The 18,292-nt window shown below is 63.8% G+C and carries 20 protein-coding genes and 1 pseudogene; 14 read left to right on the top strand and 7 right to left on the bottom strand.

Features of this window, described 5'->3' with window-relative positions; all coding sequences use genetic code 11:
* Positions 1–172: 172 nt before the first annotated feature.
* Complete coding sequence (locus DH10_RS10840; RefSeq protein WP_192253929.1) at positions 173–493, top strand: DUF1476 domain-containing protein; 321 nt, start codon at positions 173–175, stop codon at positions 491–493.
* 102 nt (positions 494–595) lie between these two features.
* Entirely contained in the window at positions 596–1,369 is a 774-nt protein-coding gene (locus DH10_RS10845; RefSeq protein WP_192253931.1) for an HpcH/HpaI aldolase family protein, read from the top strand.
* 78 nt (positions 1,370–1,447) lie between these two features.
* On the opposite strand, the gene DH10_RS10850 is transcribed toward DH10_RS10845, so the two are convergent.
* The gene (locus DH10_RS10850) at positions 1,448–2,005 is read right to left on the bottom strand and encodes an RBBP9/YdeN family alpha/beta hydrolase (RefSeq protein WP_192253933.1); all 558 of its coding nucleotides are present in this window, start codon (positions 2,003–2,005) and stop codon (positions 1,448–1,450) included.
* 197 nt (positions 2,006–2,202) lie between these two features.
* Here DH10_RS10850 and DH10_RS38165 point away from each other — a divergent pair.
* Positions 2,203–3,023 (top strand): annotated as a pseudogene (locus tag DH10_RS38165) (VOC family protein).
* A 30-nt stretch (positions 3,024–3,053) separates the two neighbouring features.
* On the opposite strand, the gene purB reads toward DH10_RS38165, so the two are convergent.
* Positions 3,054–4,370, bottom strand: a complete 1,317-nt coding sequence (gene purB, locus DH10_RS10865) for an adenylosuccinate lyase (protein WP_192384713.1) — start codon at positions 4,368–4,370, stop codon at positions 3,054–3,056.
* A gap of 61 nt (positions 4,371–4,431) precedes the next feature.
* Complete coding sequence (locus DH10_RS10870) at positions 4,432–5,001, bottom strand: hypothetical protein (RefSeq protein ID WP_246506352.1); 570 nt, start codon at positions 4,999–5,001, stop codon at positions 4,432–4,434.
* A 134-nt stretch (positions 5,002–5,135) separates the two neighbouring features.
* Between DH10_RS10870 and DH10_RS10875 the strand changes: the two genes are divergently transcribed.
* Positions 5,136–5,396, top strand: a complete 261-nt coding sequence (locus DH10_RS10875; RefSeq protein WP_192253936.1) for a DUF2171 domain-containing protein — start codon at positions 5,136–5,138, stop codon at positions 5,394–5,396.
* Between the two features lie 71 nt (positions 5,397–5,467).
* On the opposite strand, the gene DH10_RS10880 is transcribed toward DH10_RS10875, so the two are convergent.
* Both DH10_RS10880 and DH10_RS10885 read right to left on the bottom strand, forming a co-directional pair.
* A complete protein-coding gene (locus tag DH10_RS10880; protein WP_192253938.1) occupies positions 5,468–6,484 on the bottom strand; it encodes a P1 family peptidase in 1,017 nt (338 codons plus the stop codon).
* Positions 6,484–7,548 carry a branched-chain amino acid ABC transporter substrate-binding protein gene (locus DH10_RS10885; RefSeq protein ID WP_192253940.1) on the bottom strand — a complete coding sequence of 355 codons (1,065 nt, stop codon included), beginning with the start codon at positions 7,546–7,548 and terminating at the stop codon, positions 6,484–6,486. The genes DH10_RS10880 and DH10_RS10885 overlap by 1 nt, the downstream gene beginning before the upstream one ends.
* 179 nt (positions 7,549–7,727) lie before the next feature.
* Between DH10_RS10885 and DH10_RS10890 the strand changes: the two genes are divergently transcribed.
* From DH10_RS10890 to DH10_RS10920, 7 genes are all read left to right on the top strand, one after another.
* The gene (locus DH10_RS10890) at positions 7,728–8,222 is read left to right on the top strand and encodes a flavin reductase (RefSeq protein ID WP_192253947.1); all 495 of its coding nucleotides are present in this window, start codon (positions 7,728–7,730) and stop codon (positions 8,220–8,222) included.
* Between the two features lie 29 nt (positions 8,223–8,251).
* Positions 8,252–9,175, top strand: coding sequence for an AAA family ATPase (locus DH10_RS10895; protein WP_192253949.1), 924 nt, complete (start codon positions 8,252–8,254; stop codon positions 9,173–9,175).
* Positions 9,176–9,180: 5 nt separating this feature from the next.
* Positions 9,181–10,431, top strand: a complete 1,251-nt coding sequence (locus DH10_RS10900; RefSeq protein ID WP_192253951.1) for a vWA domain-containing protein — start codon at positions 9,181–9,183, stop codon at positions 10,429–10,431.
* Between the two features lie 70 nt (positions 10,432–10,501).
* On the top strand, positions 10,502–10,840 hold the full coding sequence (locus DH10_RS10905) for an XdhC family protein (protein WP_192253953.1): 339 nt from the start codon (positions 10,502–10,504) through the stop codon (positions 10,838–10,840).
* A gap of 6 nt (positions 10,841–10,846) precedes the next feature.
* Positions 10,847–11,551: an XdhC family protein gene (locus DH10_RS10910; protein ID WP_192253955.1), complete on the top strand. Its 705-nt coding sequence runs from the start codon at positions 10,847–10,849 to the stop codon at positions 11,549–11,551.
* Positions 11,548–13,170, top strand: coding sequence for an NTP transferase domain-containing protein (locus tag DH10_RS10915; protein WP_192384714.1), 1,623 nt, complete (start codon positions 11,548–11,550; stop codon positions 13,168–13,170). The genes DH10_RS10910 and DH10_RS10915 overlap by 4 nt, the downstream gene beginning before the upstream one ends.
* Before the next feature lie 32 nt (positions 13,171–13,202).
* Entirely contained in the window at positions 13,203–14,093 is an 891-nt protein-coding gene (locus tag DH10_RS10920; RefSeq protein WP_246506354.1) for an alpha/beta hydrolase, read from the top strand.
* Here the strand turns inward: DH10_RS10920 and DH10_RS10925 are convergent, their stop codons facing one another.
* Positions 14,094–15,143, bottom strand: coding sequence for a DUF1176 domain-containing protein (locus DH10_RS10925; RefSeq protein ID WP_192253959.1), 1,050 nt, complete (start codon positions 15,141–15,143; stop codon positions 14,094–14,096).
* 144 nt (positions 15,144–15,287) lie between these two features.
* On the opposite strand from DH10_RS10925, the gene DH10_RS10930 reads away from it, so the two are divergent.
* Positions 15,288–15,791, top strand: coding sequence for a DUF1993 domain-containing protein (locus tag DH10_RS10930; RefSeq protein ID WP_192253961.1), 504 nt, complete (start codon positions 15,288–15,290; stop codon positions 15,789–15,791).
* 50 nt (positions 15,792–15,841) lie between these two features.
* Here the strand turns inward: DH10_RS10930 and DH10_RS37860 are convergent, their stop codons facing one another.
* Positions 15,842–16,006 (bottom strand): DUF1127 domain-containing protein, encoded by a 165-nt coding sequence (locus DH10_RS37860; protein ID WP_082954041.1) that lies wholly within the window; start codon positions 16,004–16,006, stop codon positions 15,842–15,844.
* Between the two features lie 334 nt (positions 16,007–16,340).
* On the opposite strand from DH10_RS37860, the gene DH10_RS10940 reads away from it, so the two are divergent.
* Both DH10_RS10940 and DH10_RS10945 read left to right on the top strand, forming a co-directional pair.
* Positions 16,341–16,859 (top strand): hypothetical protein, encoded by a 519-nt coding sequence (locus tag DH10_RS10940; RefSeq protein WP_192253963.1) that lies wholly within the window; start codon positions 16,341–16,343, stop codon positions 16,857–16,859.
* Between the two features lie 340 nt (positions 16,860–17,199).
* Positions 17,200–18,267 carry an aldo/keto reductase gene (locus tag DH10_RS10945; protein WP_192253965.1) on the top strand — a complete coding sequence of 356 codons (1,068 nt, stop codon included), beginning with the start codon at positions 17,200–17,202 and terminating at the stop codon, positions 18,265–18,267.
* Positions 18,268–18,292: the final 25 nt, after the last annotated feature.

An 18,292-nucleotide genomic window follows, 5' to 3' on the forward strand; every position in this document is an offset into this window, starting at 1 on the left:
CAATCGTAATGTTTGCTCAATCGGCAAATCCTGCCGATCAACCGGTTTCGAGACCGAAATGCCGCAGCGCAGCATGCGACGTAGCATATTGACCGGCCCGCGGCCTTTTGGTTTGTGCTGGGTAAGCACACATATTCATCGCCAAGCGAATCGATTTGACCGGAGGGACGTCATGAGCAGCATGAAAGACCGCGAAGAGGGCTTCGAGCGCAAATTCGTTTTCGACGAGGAGCTCCGCTTCAAGGCCTCGGCGCGCCGCAACAGGGCGCTCGGCCTCTGGGCCGCCGAAAAGCTCGGCAAAACCGGCGCCGACGCGGAGGTCTATGCCAAGGAGGTGGTAGTCTCCGACATCGAGGAAGCCGGCGATCACGACGTCTTCCGCAAGATCCGCAAGGATTTCGACGCCGCAGGCGTCAACCAGTCGGACCATCAGATCCGCCGCACCATGGAAGAGTTGATGGCGCAGGCGATCGAGCAGATCAAGAACACGTAATCGTCACTGGACCAATCGACCGCCCGGCTGAGCCGGGCGGTTTTTCTTTGCCTTGCCGCCGTTTCCGGCCGAAACTGCGGATCGTTAACAAGGAAAGTTCCGATGTCGCTCAAGTCCCGCCTGGCTGCCGATGAAACGCTGTTCACCGCATGGTCCGGGGTGCCGGACGCGCTGACGGTCGAAATCATCGCCAAGCAGGGTTTTGATGCCGTCACCCTCGACATGCAGCATGGTGGCCACCATGAGGACAGCGTGCTGCGCGGCCTGGTGCCGGTGCTTGCCGCCAACAAGCCGGCCCTGGTGCGCATCCCGGTCGGCCGCTTCGACATGGCGAGCCGGGCGCTCGATTTCGGCGCCGAGGCGGTGATTGCGCCGATGGTGAATTCGGTGGCGGATGCACGGCAGTTTGCCGCCGCGATGAAATATCCGCCGATGGGCGAGCGTTCCTGGGGCCCGACTTATGCCTTTCCGCGCCATGGCAAGGGCGACCATGCCGAGTGGCTGCGCGACTCGAACCAGCGCACCATGGCCTTTGCCATGGTCGAGACGCGGGCGGCGTTCGAGGCGCTCGACGGGATCCTCGAGACGCCCGGCATCGACGGCATCTTTGTCGGCCCGTCGGATTTCTCGATCGCCTGGTCGAACGGCAGCACCGTCAATTCGACGCTGGAAAGCATGATGGAGACGGTGGCCTCGATCGCCGAGCGGACGCGCAAGGCAGGCAAGCATGCCGCGATCTATGTCATCGAGCCGGCCGTTGCGGGGCGCGTGGTGTCGATGGGCTACCGGCTGCTCGCCATGGGCTCGGACCACACGCTGATCTCGCTCGGCGCCAAGACGCTTCTGAAGAGCATGCGGGATTCGATCGGCTCTTAGTCAGCCGCGCCGTATCACCCTGATTTTGCTCGTGATCTTTCTGGAAATCGCTCCCGATTTCCAGAGCCGGCAAGCAGTTCAGGGTTCCTTCAGTTCCGTCAGGAACTTGGCAAAGGTCATCGAGCCTTCCGGCCACGGGCCGAACCCGGCATCGGCATTGAGATGGCCGGCCTCGCCGGCATCGATGAAAAGCGATCCCCAGGCGGCGGCAATGTCCTCGGCGACCTCGAAGGCGCAGAAAGGATCGTTGCGGCTGGCGATCACGATCGACGGGAAGGGCAGGGGCTCGCGCGAATAGGGCCCGAAGGTCATCAAATGCCTCGGCCTGATTTCCGGATTGGCGACATCCGGCGGCGCCACGAAAAAGGCGCCCGCGACCGGCTTCTGGAATTGCGGAATGGCCTGCACCGCCGCTGCCACACCCAGCGAATGGGCGACGATCACTACCGGCCGCTCGGCCTCGTTGACGGCTTTCGCCACGCTTGCCGTCCAATCCTCGCGCACGGGCTTTGACCATTCGGTCTGCTCGACCCGGCGCGCCGTCGACAGCTTCGACTGCCAGCGGGTCTGCCAGTGCTCGGGGCCGGAATTGGTATAGCCCGGTATGATGAGGATATCTGCGTCCTTGACTTTCATGGCGCCGATGTAGCGAGCGGCCTTGTCTCATGCAACCATGCCGGTGGACGCTGCACATCACAATTGTGAACAACCTGTTCGATTCTTTCCGTCTTGTGTGAACGATCGCAATCGACGATTTGAGGAAGGAAAAGGAACGACTAATAAAAGCCGGCGCGACTGCCCTTGGTGAGATCGGCGCCCGAACGGAGAGTTTGATGAGCGAACTGCCTTTTGCCGCGACCACCCCGGTCAGCGTCTCGCGCGTCGGCCTGAAGGCGCGTGATGCTGAAAACCTTGCCGCCTACTACCGCGCCGTCGTCGGCCTGCAGGAGCTGAGCCGCGCCGATGGCGCGATCACGCTTGGCGCCGCCAACCGTCCGCTGCTGGTGCTGGAGCCAGCCGCGTCGGCCAAGCCTGACGATCCGCGCAGCGCCGGCCTGTTCCACACGGCCTTCCTGCTGCCGTCGCGCGCCGATCTCGGCCGCTGGGTCAACCACGCCGCCGCCACCGATCAGGTCGCCGATTTTTCAAAAATCGTCGGCTGACGACCCGAAAAATCGCACGTTCGAAGCCGCCTGCATCCGCTAGGATGCGGGCGCGTTTCAACAATTTGGCATCCGAAATTTAACGCGCCGGAGCCGGCGGGATCGCCATGGCGACCGAGCGGCTGAACCTGCCCGCGGTCGTCGCCAGCGTGCCGGCCGGCGACGCCGGCTGGCAGGGCGCGCCGGAGAACACCATCGTTGGCCATGTGCATCTGCGCGTCGGCCGCCCAGAGGACGCCGAGGCCTGGTGGCATGACGAGTTCGGCTTCGACACGGTTGCCAAATATGGCGGCCAGGCGGTGTTCCTGTCTTCCGGCCACTACCATCACCATATCGGCGCCAATGCCTGGCACAGCGCCGGCGCCGGCCGACGCGACCCGGCGCGGTCGGGTCTCGCCTGGGTCGAGATGCGCTCGGACAATGTGAAGGCCGAGACTGCGCGGGAGGATCCTTGGGGCACGGTGATCAAGACAGTGCCCGGCAAGGCTTGATCGAGGGCTGCGCCAAGCTAACGGACGCCTTTACTCGACCTCAACCTTTCCGAACACCCGCTTGAAGATGGTGTCGACATGCTTGGTGTGATAGCCGAGGTCGAATTTCTCGCGGATCTCGGCCTCGGGGAGCGCGGCTGTCACTTCCTTGTCGGCCAGAAGTTCCTCAAGGAAATCAGCCCCTTGTTCCCACACTTTCATGGCGTTGCGCTGCACCAGCCGGTAGGCATCCTCGCGCGAGACGCCGGCTTGCGTCAGCGCCAGGAGCACGCGCTGCGAATGCACCAGGCCGCGGAACTTGTTCAGGTTCTTCAGCATGTTGTCGGGATAGACGAGCAGCTTGTCGACGACACCGGTCAGCCGCGACAGCGCGAAATCGAGCGTCACGGTCGCATCCGGCCCGATCATGCGCTCGACCGAGGAATGCGAGATGTCGCGCTCGTGCCACAGCGCCACATCCTCCATCGCCGGCATGGCGTAGGAGCGAACCATGCGGGCGAGGCCGGTGAGGTTTTCGGTCAGCACCGGGTTGCGCTTGTGCGGCATCGCCGACGACCCCTTTTGCCCCGGCGTGAAGTATTCTTCGGCTTCCAGCACCTCGGTGCGCTGCAGATGGCGGATTTCGACGGCCAGCCGTTCGACCGACGAGGCGATCACGCCGAGCGTGGCGAAGAACATCGCATGGCGGTCGCGCGGGATGACCTGCGTCGACACAGGCTCCGGCTTCAGTCCGAGCTTCCTTGCCACATGCTCTTCGACATAGGGATCGATGTTGGCGAAGGTGCCCACCGCGCCCGAGATGGCGCAGGTGGCGATGTCTTCGCGCGCGTGTAGCAGCCGCTCGCGGCAACGCGAGAATTCGGCATAGGCCAGCGCCAGCTTGACCCCAAAAGTCGTCGGCTCGGCATGGATGCCGTGGCTGCGGCCGATCGTGATGGTGTCCTTGTGCTCGAAGGCGCGGCGCTTCAGGGCCGCGAGCAGGGCGTCGATGTCTGCAAGCAGGATGTCGCTGGCGCGCGTCAATTGCACCGCAAGGCAAGTGTCGAGAACGTCCGACGAGGTCATGCCCTGGTGAATGAAGCGGGCGTCCGGCCCGACGAATTCGGCGAGATGGGTCAGGAAAGCAATCACGTCGTGCTTCGTGACGCGCTCGATCTCGTCGATTTTGTCGACGTCGAATTTGGCGGCGCCGCCCTTTTCCCAAATTGTTTTCGCGGCCTCTTTCGGAATGACGCCGAGCTCGGCCAACGCATCGCAGGCATGCGCCTCGATCTCGAACCAGATGCGGAACCGGGTTTCGGGCGACCAGATGGCGACCATTTCCGGCCGGGAATAACGAGGGATCATCTGTTTCCAAGTCCTGCAGGGAGAAGCTTTGGCCGCGTCCTAACAGAGGCCGGGCCAATGCTCAACGCCGCTGGCGCGCAATCCAGATGCTGGCGGCAACAAGTGCCGCAAAGCCGAGCGGAAAATAGAGCCGCACTCCCAGGACGACGAACTGGTAGAGCGCTGTCAGCGCCGTGAACACAAGTTCGAATGCCCAGGTCAGCGTGAAGGCCGGCGCGTGCCACTCGGCGTAGTAGGAACGGTATTGCAGCGCGAACAGGCCGCCGGTGACAGCGAGCGTCGCGCTAAGCAGACATACGAAAGCGGCAGCGAGCGTGGTTTCCCAGTGTCGGCCGCGCGATACCAGCCTGGCGAGCGTCAGCCCGACGGGAAAGGCAAGCGCCCCGCCGAGCGCATAGAGCAGCACGACGAAGCGGAGCCTGCCCGGCGTCTCCCAATAATAGAGATTGAGGAAAGCGCTGGCCGCCATCGTAAGACCCCACAGCGAGGCGCCGACAACGACCTTGCCTGCCGAGCGCAGCGCATCGCGCACCAGGTGCAGACGCAAGGAGGTTGATTGCAGCGGCGTCACGGTCACAAGGCCACGTTCCGCGGCGGTGACTGGCGGTTCAGGTCGGGTGTCGCTGGTCATGCGCTCTGTCTCATTGGCGTCATGCCTATCACACCATGGTGAACGAGACGTGCTGCTCGATGCATCCAATCCGGCGCTCGTTTGTTATTGTGGACCGTCCCGATAAGGATGCGGCCACCCAACGGAGGACCAGCATGACCACCGACCTCAGCAAGATACGCGAGCATATGGAAGTGATCGGCGCCGATGGCGTCCATATCGGCACCGTCGACAAGGTCGACGGTCAGCGGATCAAGCTGACCAAGGCCGACAGCGGCATGGGTAGGCACCACAAGGGTCATCATCATTACATTCCGCTCAGCCTCGTCGCGGAGATCGACGAAAAAAAAGTCTGGCTGTCGGCGAATTCGGATGTCGCGGTGACCTTCGAGGAAGAGAAGTCCGACCCGACCTGAACCGGCAACTTTAGATTTTCTCTTGCGCAATTCCGGACAGAAAGCCGCTGCACACTTTTCCTGGAATTGCCCTAGCGCGATGACCAGACCGGAAACAGGTCACCGTCGACGGGGGTCGCGGCATAGACGCCGCGGCTGATGGCGCGTGCCATGGTGGCGCCGGCTGTTGCGAAAAGGTCGATCGCGGCGTCGGCGCTGAGCTCGATGCCGCTTTTGCCAGTGGCGAGGGCAAAGACCAGATCACCGTCGGCCGGCGTATGCGTTGGCCAAATGGCGCGTGCGAACCCGTCATGCGCCGAAATCGCCAGCCGCTTGGCCGCAGCCTTGGTCAGAACCGCGTCGGTGGCGATAATGGCAATCGTCGTGCTGCCGCCCTCCGGCAGTTCCCCGACGTGCTGGTCACGGTACTTCAAGAGTATTTTTCTGGCGTCTTCCGGCAGCGAGTCCGGATAGCCTAGGCCGCCGAACTCATCGCCGATCTCGAAGGGCGCTGCCCAGAAATGCCGGCTGCGACCGACCGTCACCGAGCCGGTCGGGTTGACGGCGGCGAGCGCGCCGATGGTGACGCCGCTATCGAGCACCGTCGAGGCCGAGCCCAGCCCGCCTTTCAGACCGGAAGTCAGTGCCCCGGTGCCGGCGCCGACAGTACCAATCGGGAAGTCGGCCGTTGCCGCCTGCAGCGCCTCGTAGCCCAACTCGCGATAGGGCGGATAGCGGCCCCAATCCTTGTCGCCGCCATTGCACAGGTCAAACAGTATTGCGGCGGGCACGATCGGCACGCGGAAGCCGCCCACCTCGACGCCGATGTTTCTTTCGCGCAGCGCCGCCTGGACGCCGGAAGCGGCATCGAGACCGAAGGCCGAGCCGCCGGACAACACGACGGCGTGAATGGCCTCGATCGAGTTTTGCGGCTCGAGCAGGTCGGTCTCACGCGTGCCCGGCGCACCGCCCAGGACCTGGACGCCAGCCACCGCCGGTTCCTCGCACAGCACCACTGTGACGCCGGATTTCAGCCTGGCGTCGGCGGCATTGCCGACTCTCAGTCCGGCGAGGTCGGTGATCAGGTTGCGTGGCCCGGTGCGGAACATCACTTTTCCTCCAGCGGCACGAAATGCGTGCCGTCGAAGCGGAAGGCGCGGAAGGGATTCCGGCTGAGATCGCCTTTTTCGTTGAAACGGATCGGGCCGATCGCGGTTGCGAACTCATGTCCGATCAGAGCCTCCGCGAGCGGCTTGCCGGAGCTTTCGGCGTCCGCCGTTGCCGCCTTGGCGATCTCGACCGCCGCATAGGCCGGCAGGGTGTAGCCGTCGGTCACGATGTTCCTTTCGCTGAACGCCTGCATGACCTTGGGATCGGCGACTTCCGCCCACTCCGGCATCGCGATCATCAGCGTGCCGACCGCATAGGGCACATCGCCGGGCGGCGTGCGCAACGTCTCGCCGCCGGCGAAGGTGATGCCGACGCTGAGCTGAGCGGCATCGCGCCCCATGACGGCGATGTCGTCGCCGTCGCCGCCGGCAAACACTTTTGTCGCGCCGGCCTTCTTCAACCTTCCGATCAATCCGATCTGGTTGTCGAGCTGCGGCCGGAAGGTGTCGACGAAGGCCGGTTTCAGCGCCGCCTGCTCCGCGGCCGCGCGAAAAGTTTCGGCGATCTCGCGGCCATAGATCGTGCCGTCATCGATAATGGCGAACAATTCGTTCTGCCAGAGCCGGGTGAGGATCGTGGCCACCGCATTGCGCTCGTCGTCGCCGCGCGGCCCGAGCCGGTAGATCGGCCAGCCGGTCTTGGCGCGACGATCGGTCAGGCTCTCGGTGCGCACGCCGATCGTGATGACCGGAATGTTGGCGTCCTTCAGGACCGGCAGCGCTGTCTCGATCGCCTCGGTGCAAAGGAAGCCGACGACGATATTGACCTTGGCGTCCACGAATTGCCTAGCGGCCGCCGCGCCGCCGTCGGCCGTGCAGGCATCGTCAACGGTTTTGAGGGCGACGCCTTGGGCCTCCGCCGCCAGCCCGGTTCCGGCCTCGATCTGCTTGCCGAGGATCGCCGACGGCCCGGACAGCGGTGCGGCGACGCCAACCAGCGTCTCGGCATGGACGCTCGCGGCCAGCGAAAGCAGCGCGGCTAAAGTCGTCATGAGAAGGCGCATTCGAGTGAAGAGGTCCTCCGTGCCAGAGTTACAGTCCGGCACTATTCCAGCAAAGACCTAAAGGCTGGCTAATCCTGGCGCAACACGCGAATTTCAGGATTGCGGTCAAGCACTTCGCTTGTGGCATGCAATATGTAGCCATATATAACGGGCTGGTTTTCTGACAGGTGGATGAGCAGGTGCTGAAGATCAACGACATCGGGCCGCAACACTATCGCGATGCGATGGCGCATTTTGCCGGCCATGTGCATGTGGTGACCACCGACGGCCCAGCGGGCAAAAGGGGCGCCACGGTGATCGCCGCTTGCTCGGTGTCGGACACGCCGCCGACCGTGCTTGTCTGCCTCAACCGCGAAAATCAGAAGAACGAAGCCTTCATCAGGAACGGTAACTTTGCACTGAACACGCTCGCCTCGGACCAGGAGGCGCTCTCGGCCGGCTTTTCCGGCATGACCGGCCTGCCGTTGGAAGAGCGCTTCGCGCTCGGCGAATGGGACGTGATCTCGACCGGCGCGCCGACGCTGAAAGGCGCGCTCGCCGTCTTCGATTGCCAGATCATCGATACCAAGGATTTGGCCACCCACCGTGTGCTTTTTGGCAAGGTGACAGGCCTGCGCATCGGCGATAATTTGCGGCCGCTGATCTATCACAACCGCGGCTACCACGTTCTGTGAAACGGGTGCGCGGCATCCACGGAGACAAGATGACCGCGCCGCGGCCCGCGCCGAAGTCGATCGACGAGACGCTCGATCTCCTGACCGGCGCGGACTATGTCGCGGATCGCTCGCTGGCGACGGTGCTGTTCCTGTCGCTGCGCATGAAACGACCGCTGTTCCTCGAAGGCGAGGCGGGCGTCGGCAAGACCGAGATCGCCAAGGTGCTGGCCGATGCGCTCGGCCGCCGGCTGATCCGCCTGCAATGCTACGAAGGGCTCGACGTCTCCTCCGCCGTCTACGAGTGGAACTACGCGGCTCAGATGATCGAGATCCGCATGGAGGAGGCGGCCGGCAAGGTCGTGCGCTCCGACATGGAGCGCAATGTCTTTTCCGAAAAATACCTGATCCGCCGCCCCGTGCTCGATGCGCTGACCGGAAAGGCAGGGGCGGCGCCGGTCTTCCTCATCGACGAGCTCGACCGCACCGACGAGGCGTTTGAGGCCTTCCTGCTCGAGATCCTGTCGGACTTCCAGGTGACGGTTCCGGAACTCGGCACGATCAAGGCTGAAGAGCCGCCGATCGTCATTATCACCACCAACCGCACGCGCGAGATCCACGACGCACTGAAGCGGCGCTGCCTCTACCACTGGGTCGATTATCCGAACGCCGAGCGCGAGCTGGAGATCGTGCGCCGCAAGGTGCCGCAGGCGAATAGCCGGCTGTCCGCCGAGGTGGTCTCCTTCATCCAGAAGCTGCGCCAGGTCGAGCTGTTCAAGGCGCCCGGCGTTGCCGAAACCATCGACTGGGCCGGCGCGCTCACCGAACTCGACAAGGTGGCGCTCGACCCGGAGACTGTGTCCGACACGATCGGCGTGCTTCTGAAATACCAGGACGACATTGCCCGCATCGGTGAGGGCGAAGGCCGGCGTATCCTCAACGAGGTGAAGGCCGAGCTTTCGGTCGCGGAGTAGGCGCCATGCCATCGCCACGCGCGGAACCCAAAGAGGCGACAGCGGAAGGGCGCATCGCCGACAACATTGTCTATTTCGCGCGGACGCTGCGCAAGGCCGGCATGCGTGTCGGACCGGCCTCGGTCAAGGACGCTATCGAGGCGGTGCTCGCCGCCGGCATCGGCTCGCGCGACGATTTCTACTGGACGCTGCATGCGGTGCTGGTCTCGCGGCACGAGGATCATCCCGTCTTCGACGAAGCCTTCCGCCTGTTCTGGAAGTCGCGCGAGCTGATCGAGAAACTGCTGGCGATGTTTTCGCCGGTTGCGCCCGACGATCGCGAAAAGCAGAAGCCGCGGGCGGCCGAGAACCGCATCAGCCAGGCGATGTTCGAAGGGCACCACAAGAACCAGCCGGTACGGGAAGTGCCCGAGATCGAGGTCGATGCGCGGTTCACCTTCTCCGGCAACGAGGTGCTGCGCGGCAGGGATTTCGCGCAGATGGATGCAGCCGAGATGGCCGAGGCCAAGAAGGCGATCGCGGCCTTGCGGTTGCCCTTCGATCTGGTGCATACGCGCCGCTTCAAGCCGGATGCGCAAGGGCGGCGCATCGATCCGCGCGCCATGATGCGGTCCGCCGCGCGCACCGGCGGCGCGCTGATCCTGCCGAAATTCCGCTCTGCCCGCGAAGTGCATCCGCCACTGGTCGTGCTTGCCGACATTTCCGGCTCGATGAGCCAGTATACGCGCATCTTCCTCCACTTCCTGCACGCGCTGACGGAAAAGCGCCGGCGCGTGCATGCCTTCGTCTTCGGCACGCGACTTACGAACCTGACCCGCCAGATGCGCCACCGCGATCCCGATGAGGCGCTGGCCGAATGCTCGACAGCCGTGAAGGACTGGTCCGGCGGCACCCGCATCGGCGATGCGCTCGCCGAATTCAACCGGCTGTGGTCGCGCCGCGTGCTCGGGCAGGGCGCCGTGGTGCTGCTGATCACCGACGGGCTGGAGCGCGACGACGTCACCGGCCTGTCGGAGGAGATGGAGCGGCTGCATAAATCCTGCCGGCGGCTGATCTGGCTCAATCCGCTTTTGCGCTTCGACGGGTTCGAGGCGCGCGCCCGCGGCGTGAAGGCGATGCTGCCGCATGTCGACGAGTTCCGCGCCGTGCATAATCTCGATGCGCTGGCCGATCTTTGCGCTTCGCTCGACCGGCGGCCGGCGGCTGCGGTCGACCCGCGCCACTGGCTGCAAGCTGGCGGGAGACGCGCCGCGTAGCCATATGTTTCGCAGCCGTATATTTCTCGGGGGTGTTCCTCGGGGAAAACAGACTTTGTGAGAAGCGACGATGGACGAGAGCATTTATCTCGATGAAGCCCGCGATCCTCTGATCATCGCGGAAGGCTGGATGAAGGACGGCAAGGATGTCGCCATCGCAACCGTGGTCGAGACCTGGGGTTCGGCGCCGCGGCCGGCCGGCAGCCATCTGGTCATCGACGCCGAAGGGAATTTCCACGGCTCGGTCTCCGGCGGCTGTGTCGAGGGCGCGGTGGTGACAGAGGCGATCGATGTTATCGGCTCAGGCAAGGCCAGGATGCTGGAATTCGGCGTCGCCGACGAAACCGCCTGGCAGGTGGGGCTATCCTGCGGCGGCCGCATCAAGGTCTATGTCGAGCGATTAGGTTGACTACGGATGGATCCGTACGTTCTCAAAACATTGAATGAGCACCGCCGCGCCCGGCGCGCGGCGGTGCTGGTCACCGATCTCGGCGACGGCCGAGACCGCATCGTGCGTGAGGGCGACCATGTTGCGGGCGTTCTCGGCGAAGCGATCGCCAGCGCGTTCCGCACCGGTAACTCTGGATCGGTGGAGGCGGAGGGGCGGACCTTCTTCCTCAACGCGCATCTGCCGCGCCCGCGCCTGGTGGTAATCGGCGCGGTCCACATCAGCCAGGCGCTGGCGCCTATGGCGAGGATCGCCGGTTATCCGGTCGAGATCATCGACCCGCGCACTGCCTTCGCCACGCCGGAACGCTTTCCGGATGTGGCGCTGCATGCCGAATGGCCGGAAGATGTGTTGGAGCGCGAGCCGCTCGACAGTTATACGGCACTTGCCGCCGTCACTCACGATCCGAAGATCGACGATTTCGCGCTGAAGGCAGCGCTCGATGCCAGGTGCTTCTATATCGGGGCGCTCGGCAGCAGGAAGACCCATGCCAAGCGGGTCGAGCGCCTGCTGGCACTGGGCGTGAGCGCCGACCAGATTGCCCGCATCCACGCGCCGATCGGGCTGGACATTGGCGCCGCCAGCCCGGCCGAGATCGCCGTCGCGGTGCTGGCACAGACCATCCATGCCTTTCGTTCTCGTGGCTTGGAAAGCAAGGGCGCTGTGGCGTGAAGTTCGGTCCGGTTCCGATCGAGCAGGCTGAAGGGGCGGTGCTGGCGCATGCAACGGCGGCCGGCGAGCGGCGGTTCCGCAAGGCGCATCGGCTGAGCTGCGACGACGTCGCGGCGCTGAAGGCTGCTGGTATCAGCCAAGTCGTCGTGGCCGTCCTGGCTCCCGACGACCTCGGCGAGGATGCCGCGGCCGAAAAGATCGCGTTGAGCATGATCCATCGCAACGTCGAGACGAAGCCCGCCGCGACCGGACGCGTAAACCTGCACGCCGAAACCGCGGGCGTCTTCACCGTCGACGCAAAAATGGTCAACGCCATCAACGCCGTCGATCCGGCCATCACCATCGCCACGCTGGCGCAGCACGCGCCGGTCGAGAAGGGCCAGATGGTGGCGACGGTCAAGATCATCCCGTTTGCCGTCGCAGCAAGCCTGGTCGATGCAGTGACCAAAATCTGCGCCGGCGGTGAGATCTTTGCCGTCAATGCCTATCGTCCGGTAAATGTCGGCGTCATCCAGACGACGCTGCCCGGCGTGAAGCAGAGCGTGCTTGACAAGACGTTGCGCGTCACTGAGGCGCGGCTGGCGCGCTCCGGCGGCCGGCTGACCGCGGAGCGGCGCACGCCGCATGACGTCGCACCGGTCGCGGAGGCCGCGGCCGCGCTGGCGCGCGGTAACGATATGGTGGTGATCTTCGGCGCCTCGGCGTTGGCCGACTTCGGCGATGTCATCCCCGCGGCGATCGAGAAGGCGGGCGGCAAAGTCATCCGCGCCGGCATGCCGGTCGATCCCGGCAATCTCCTGGTGCTTGGAACGCTCCACGGCAAGCGCGTGATCGGCGCGCCCGGCTGTGCCCGCAGCCCGAAGGAGAATGGTTTCGACTGGGTGCTGGACCGGCTGATCGCCGGGCTCGACGTGACGGCAGGCGACATTGCCCGCATGGGCGTCGGGGGCCTCCTGATGGAAATCCCGTCCAGGCCGCAGCCACGCGAGCCGCTGCCGGAACCGCAGTCGGCAAGATCGGAACCTCGGGTCGACGTCGTGCTTCTCGCCGCCGGCCGCTCCAGCCGGATGGGTGGACCGAACAAGCTCCTGGCGTTGTTCGACGGTGAACCACTGGTGCGCCGAACCGCCGAGCGGGCGCTCGGGTCGAAAGCCGCCAGCACCATCGTCGTCACCGGACATCAGCGCGAGCGCGTCCACTCCGCGCTCTCCGGCCTCGATGTGAGGCTTGCCGACAATCCGGACTTCGCCGACGGGTTGGCCTCGTCTCTGAAGGCGGGTATCGCGCGGGTCGCGCCCGACGCGGCCGGCGCCATGATTGTGCTCGGTGACATGCCGGGCGTTTCCTCGAAGGATCTCGACAGCCTGATCGATGCGTTCCGAAGGTCGGGCGGCCGCGCCGTGGTGCGTGCCGCGCATCTCGGAAAACGCGGCAACCCGGTGCTGCTGCCGCGTTCCTTGTTTGCCGCTGTCGCGCATCTCGAGGGCGATACCGGTGCGCGGCATCTGGTCGAGGCCGAGGGGCTCGACGTCATCGATGTCGAGATCGGACAGGGCGCCTCGATCGACGTCGACACGCGCGAGGCGCTGGAAGGGGCGGGCGGCGTGCTGCAGGATTGACAAACCGAAGTCGAATTTCGCATGGCTTCGGAATGTCTTTGCGCTTCCGATTTTTCCTCGCCCTGCTCACAGCAACAGCGATCTCGCTATCAGCCGCCAAGGGGCAGACGCTATCGCTGAAACCCTTCAAGGATGATCTCTTCGCCTATCCCGCGGCACTGTCGACCGGCGACAATGGCGCCTACACGGTCCTCGACTATCGCGAGATGCGCGATATCAACCAGCGCGACGAGGTGCCGGAAAAGCGCGTGCATGCGCAGTATACCGATCCCGGCGTGCGCAGGGTGCAGCAGGATCTGATGCTGAAGACCGATGCCGGCGATGTCAGGCATGTCGCTGTCGGCAAGACGGAAGGTGCCGCCATCATCGTGATCTACCTGCACGGGCAGGGCGGCAGCCGCAAGCAGGGCGTCGACGACTTCACCTTCGGCGGCAATTTCAACCGCCTCAAGAATCTGATGGCCGAAAATGACGGCCTCTATCTTTCGCCGGACTTTCCCGACTTCGGCGACAAAGGCGCCGCGCAAGTGGCGGCGCTGATCGTCCATTATGCCGAGAAATCGCCCGGCGCCAAAATCTTCGTTGCCTGCGGCTCGATGGGCGGCATCCTCTGCTGGAAACTGGCCGACCGCAAGGACACGGGCGGCCGCATCGATGGACTGCTGCTGCTCGGCTCGCTCTGGGACGAAAGCTTTTTGACCAGCCCGGCCTTCAAGCGCCGCGTGCCGGTGTTTTTCGGCCAGGGCAGCCATGACGTGGTGTTTGCCGTGGCGAAGCAGGAGGCATTCTTCCGCTCGATCCTCGCCAAATCGAAAGCCTATCCGACCCGCTTCGCGCGTTTCGAGACCGGCACGCACGGCACGCCGATCCGCATGGTCGACTGGCGCGGGACGCTCAACTGGATGCTCAGCAAAGCGCCGTGATCAAGGCGGCGTGTTGTAGTCCAGGACGGTTTCGGGGTTGATCTCGCCGTCATAGGATGCGTCGACGTCGTATTGCACCAGCGAGAAGTTGCCGTTGCGGAACAGATAGGTGCCGGTCGACGAGGCGTCGCCGACGCCACGCCATTTGTTCATCGAGGTGATCGTCTTGGTCTTGTCGTCATAGTCGGAATTGACCAACTGGTCGTCGGTCTGGAAGCCGATGATGTGAATGCCCTCGACCTTGCCTTCGCTGTTGTTGTTCTCGTAGCCGATGTCGAGCTCCGGCGAGGCGAACTGCAATTGGCGGACACCTGAAACATCGTCATAGATGTAATAGACCGCGCTTTCATTGTAGGCGGCCATCGAGCAGAAGAATCGGAAAAGCCGCGTCTCGCGCTCCGGCTCGTCGGCTGCGGCCTCCTTGTCCTTGTAGTGAATAGAGTAGGCGTCCGGCTCGCCGACCGGTTTGCCTTCCGGATTCTCCTTGTCGCACTGTTCGCCATAGGTGGCGAGGAAGGCCTTCCTGGCCTGTTCCAGCGCTTCGTCCTTCTTCGGCGGCGGTGGGCCGTCGCCGCAGCTGGCCGGCAGGGCGTCCTCGAAATCCGAGGTGGACGGTTTCAGCGCGCCCTTGTCGATGAAGATCGGCTGGAACGGCGGTTCCTGGATCTGCGCGTTGACCTGCCGCAGCGTGTAACAGCCGGCAAAGACCTTGGCCTCGCCCTTCTTGTCGGTCGCCTGGATGGCGACCGGAACGCTGTAATAGATGCTGCCGGCAGCACCCTCGTCGGATACGCCGCCGGTTTTCACATCCACTGTGTCGGTGCCGTCATAGCCTTTGACGAATGTGGCAAAATCCTTTGCCGGCTTTGTATCTCCGTAGTAACCCCAGGCGCGTGCGAATTCATGCCGGTTGATGGCGCTGTAGAGCGAGCGGACGACCGCCTCGGCGCTGGATCGGTCGTCGATATAGGGCGCTTCGGCCGCAAGCGCCGGTTGGCCGATACCGGCAAGGGAGAACAAGGCAGTCGCTGCGAGAAGGGCGCGTCTCATCGGGAATCTCCGCTCGATAACGAAAATACTACCACGGCGATTGCGGCGTCGCGGTGACGCGGGGGCAGGACTGCTTGAAGAATCGAAGGCAGAGGCGCTAGCTCACGGCTCGCGGCGCTTAGGCCGCCTGGGGAGATTACTCACGTGACCATATCCATGTACGACATTTCCGTGGCCGTCTTTTCAGCCCGGCTGAAGGCGCTGGCCAGCGTGCTGTCGCTGGCCGAACAGAACGCGGCCGACCGCAAGATCGACCCGCAGGTGTTCCTGACCGCCAGGCTCGCGCCCGACATGTTCGCCTTAACCCGGCAGGTGCAGATCGCCACCGACCATGCCAAGGGCGCGCCGTCGCGGCTCGCCGGCCGCGAGGTGCCCAAATATGAGGACAATGAGTCAAGCTTCGAAGAGCTTCACGCCCGAATCGCCAAGACGCTCGATCATCTGGCGACGTTCTCGGCCGCCGATCTGAACGGGTCGGAGGCGCGGACGATTGAACTCAGGCTTGCCGGGCGCGAAGTGTCGATGGGCGGGCTGCAATATCTGCTCAACGCCGCCATGCCGAACTTCTACTTCCACATCACCACGGCCTACGACATCCTGCGGCACAATGGCGTTCCGTTGGGTAAGTCGATTTTCCTGGGACGCTGAAGACCAAGAGGTTTCCCCGCGCCGCGGAGAAACCTCTTTTCATCGTTGAATCAGCGTATCGACATTTCCCGGGCGATGCGCGGAAAATCCGCCGGCTTGATGCCGATATCGGCGCGGTCGGCGTTGCTCATCGCATTCAAAAGCGCGAGCGCCGAGCGATAACGCTGCTGTTCCTGCGGGCGTGGCCGCGCAAACATTTCAGTGAAGAACCCCATATCCCAGGCCCCTAATTTGTCCTCCACACGCCCAGAATATAAGTGATTTGTTACAATTGTGCAGTGCAGCAATCGCATAGCTGCCATGTGTCTCGCGAATTTTTTTCCGCCATAATCGATTTTTTCTGAAACTTTTGCGGAAGCGCGACCGTACGCCCCATGCTGGCATATGGCCGGCTTTTTCCTCGCCACTCCTGGCGACCTTGCCGGGTTGCACGAAAATGCAGCCCGGCTTTTTGTTTCCGGCCGACGTTTGGAGCTGAATGCCCGCAATTGTTAACGTCGCCGGCATTCATTTTTAACGAGAGCGATCTATGGTCGACGGCGACAATGAATGCTGTCGCGACAGAGGGAGGCTGAGATCGGCACCGGGAACAAGCTCGATTTCGCTTCGTTGCTCGACGACCTGATCATCGCCTCGGAGAAGGGCGAGGACGGGGGCGCTCGGCCCTCTATTCCGTTCGACTATCTTTCGGTGGCAGACGAGCTTCACTCCGGCCGCATCAAGGTTGCCGGCGAGAGCGTTGCCGCCGAATACCGTGAGGCGGGCGCCGACCTTGCCGCTGAGTTCGCCGCGCTTCTCGACCAGGCCAAGCTCGCGCTCGCCGGCGAGGAGCATCGGCCGGAGGAAAAGCTGCCGCCGATCGATCCCGAATCGATTGCCGGCGAGCTCGGCCTCGACCACCCCGGCAAGAATGCCGATTTCGGCCGCATGCGGCGCAACTTCGCCTTCGCCAACCATCCGGACCGTGTCGCGCCGCATCTGCGCCAACGCGCGATGATCCGAATGCAAGTGGCCAACATGCTGATCGACGAGGCCAAGCGGCGGGCCCTGGCCGGCGCCCGACGCTAAGGTCTGCTGATATTTCAGCTGAGGCCGGCCTGCAGATGGCGGCTTCCTGCGCTTCCGGCCTTCGCCGGCCGAAGCATCCATGACATGGACATGGGAGTGGCGTGGCAGTTAAGGCTACAGCCGGCGTAGGCCGGTGCTCACGTACTTAAAGTACGCTCCGCTCCGGTTCTCGGAACCCATCATTTTCGGCTCGGCCTGAGCTGTATCTCAACAGACCTTGATGGCCGAGAAATTCGCGAGAAGTCGGCGGCGACAGGGCTTGGAGAACCTCCGGCCTATGCTTTATGCTTGAATTTCCTCCCCGCGCAGCCCGCGCAAAACCTCCCGCCGGAGACATTCCATGCAAAAACGCCGCCTTGGTCGGACCGATCTCCTTGTTTCGCAAATCTGCCTGGGCTCGATGACCTGGGGTCAGCAGAACACCGAGGCCGAGGGCCATGCCCAGATGGACCTGGCGTTCTCGCGCGGCGTCAATTTCATCGACACCGCCGAGCTTTACCCGATTCCGCCCAAGGCCGAGACGCAAGGGTGGACAGAGAGGATCATCGGCAGTTGGATGAAGGCGAAGGGCAACCGCGACAAGGTCATCATCGCCTCGAAAGTGGTCGGTCGTACGGCCAACACCTGGTTTCGCGGCGACCGGCCGTCGAAGCTCGTGCGCGCCGACATCTTCGATGCGATCGAGAAGTCGCTGGCGAAGCTCGGCACGGACTACATCGATCTCTACCAGATCCATTGGCCGGATCGGGACATTCCGTGGGGCTCGAACCCGACACGCGTCGGTGCGGTGGCACGGCGGGTTGACGCTGCCGGCGCGCCGGCGGGCGAGACGCCGATTGCCGAGACGCTGGCCGTCTTCGAGGAACTGGTGAAGGCGGGAAAAATCCGCCATTTCGGCCTGTCGAACGAGAGCTCGTGGGGCGTCATGCGTTTCCTCGCCGAATCCGACAAGGGCATCGGCCCGCGCGTCGCCTCGCTGCAGAACGCCTACAACCTCGTCAACCGCACCTTCGAGGTGAATCTCGCCGAGGTTTGCCAGCGCGAACAGGTATCGCTGCTTGCCTATTCGCCGCTGGCTCAGGGCTACCTCACCGGCAAATACGATCACGGCGCACGGCCGCAAGGCTCGCGCTCGCAGCTCTTCAATCGCGGCCAGCGCTACGAGACGCCGAATGCCGCGGAAGTGCTGCTCGAATACAATGAGCTGGCGCGCTCCTTCGGCATGGAGCCGGCGCTTTTTGCCAACGCTTATGTGTCGAGCCGGCCGTTCGTGACCGCAAACATCGTCGGCGCCACCAGCGTCGCGCAGCTCGATATGGCGCTGTCGTCAGTCGATGTCACCTGGGCGGAAGAGATGCAGAAGGCCGTCGACGCCATCCACCAGCGCGCCGGCAACCCGTGTCCGTGACCGGCAAATCATAGACCAACGACAA

Source organism: Mesorhizobium silamurunense, assembly GCF_014843825.1.
GTDB classification, from domain to species: Bacteria; Pseudomonadota; Alphaproteobacteria; order Rhizobiales; family Rhizobiaceae; genus Mesorhizobium; species Mesorhizobium silamurunense.

Bases quoted from the DNA above. Each gene is read 5' to 3' on its own strand.
- DH10_RS10840 (WP_192253929.1), top strand. From the start codon at position 173: ATGAGCAGCATGAAAGACCGCGAAGAGGGCTTCGAGCGCAAATTCGTT.
- DH10_RS10845 (WP_192253931.1), top strand. From the start codon at position 596: ATGTCGCTCAAGTCCCGCCTGGCTGCCGATGAAACGCTGTTCACCGCA.
- DH10_RS10850 (WP_192253933.1), bottom strand. From the start codon at position 2,005: ATGAAAGTCAAGGACGCAGATATCCTCATCATACCGGGCTATACCAAT.
- purB (WP_192384713.1), bottom strand. From the start codon at position 4,370: ATGATCCCTCGTTATTCCCGGCCGGAAATGGTCGCCATCTGGTCGCCC.
- DH10_RS10870 (WP_246506352.1), bottom strand. From the start codon at position 5,001: ATGACCAGCGACACCCGACCTGAACCGCCAGTCACCGCCGCGGAACGT.
- DH10_RS10875 (WP_192253936.1), top strand. From the start codon at position 5,136: ATGACCACCGACCTCAGCAAGATACGCGAGCATATGGAAGTGATCGGC.
- DH10_RS10880 (WP_192253938.1), bottom strand. From the start codon at position 6,484: ATGTTCCGCACCGGGCCACGCAACCTGATCACCGACCTCGCCGGACTG.
- DH10_RS10885 (WP_192253940.1), bottom strand. From the start codon at position 7,548: ATGCGCCTTCTCATGACGACTTTAGCCGCGCTGCTTTCGCTGGCCGCG.
- DH10_RS10895 (WP_192253949.1), top strand. From the start codon at position 8,252: ATGACCGCGCCGCGGCCCGCGCCGAAGTCGATCGACGAGACGCTCGAT.
- DH10_RS10900 (WP_192253951.1), top strand. From the start codon at position 9,181: ATGCCATCGCCACGCGCGGAACCCAAAGAGGCGACAGCGGAAGGGCGC.
- DH10_RS10905 (WP_192253953.1), top strand. From the start codon at position 10,502: ATGGACGAGAGCATTTATCTCGATGAAGCCCGCGATCCTCTGATCATC.
- DH10_RS10910 (WP_192253955.1), top strand. From the start codon at position 10,847: ATGGATCCGTACGTTCTCAAAACATTGAATGAGCACCGCCGCGCCCGG.
- DH10_RS10920 (WP_246506354.1), top strand. From the start codon at position 13,203: ATGTCTTTGCGCTTCCGATTTTTCCTCGCCCTGCTCACAGCAACAGCG.
- DH10_RS10925 (WP_192253959.1), bottom strand. From the start codon at position 15,143: ATGAGACGCGCCCTTCTCGCAGCGACTGCCTTGTTCTCCCTTGCCGGT.
- DH10_RS37860 (WP_082954041.1), bottom strand. From the start codon at position 16,006: ATGGGGTTCTTCACTGAAATGTTTGCGCGGCCACGCCCGCAGGAACAG.
- DH10_RS10940 (WP_192253963.1), top strand. From the start codon at position 16,341: ATGCTGTCGCGACAGAGGGAGGCTGAGATCGGCACCGGGAACAAGCTC.
- DH10_RS10945 (WP_192253965.1), top strand. From the start codon at position 17,200: ATGCAAAAACGCCGCCTTGGTCGGACCGATCTCCTTGTTTCGCAAATC.